The 409-nt window shown below is 50.1% G+C and carries 1 protein-coding gene; it reads right to left on the reverse strand.

Annotated features, from left to right (window positions below; all coding sequences use genetic code 11):
* Positions 1-205, reverse strand: a 205-nt coding sequence (locus AAX04_RS11540) for an MFS transporter (RefSeq protein ID WP_238377885.1), incomplete at its 3' end; no start/stop codon positions are given.
* Positions 206-409 lie beyond the last annotated feature (204 nt).

The following is a 409-nucleotide window of genomic DNA, read 5'->3' on the forward strand; positions in this document are numbered from 1 at the left end:
CCATTAGAACGGTGCCGACGAAGTACGCCAATAAGTCGTACATGTAGATCGTCTTCCTACCATACCTATCCCCAAGTGGACCCGCCGCAATGGCACCTACGAACGCGGCGAAGGCATTCGGGCTAAAGGCAGCGATGATGCCTAAAAGTAGCGGTGTTAAGTGAAATACACTAGTCCAGTATATTGTTGATACCGCCCCAGCCACTATAGCACCTGCATCAAGGAACTGACCTCCTCCCCGCCCTTTTAGAGGTGGGGGTTCCCTGAGGTCTCAGGGGTTACACCCCTTTTTACGGGTGCTACTTTGTTGTGGTCTATGATGAAGGAGAGTGGCTTCTTTATGACTAGGGGTATCTTTCCAATGGCTCTCTTCATTATGTTTAATGCTCCGTTTAGGTCACTGTGTAGC

This window comes from Caldivirga sp. MU80 (genome assembly GCF_001663375.1).
Classification (GTDB): domain Archaea; phylum Thermoproteota; class Thermoprotei; order Thermoproteales; family Thermocladiaceae; genus Caldivirga.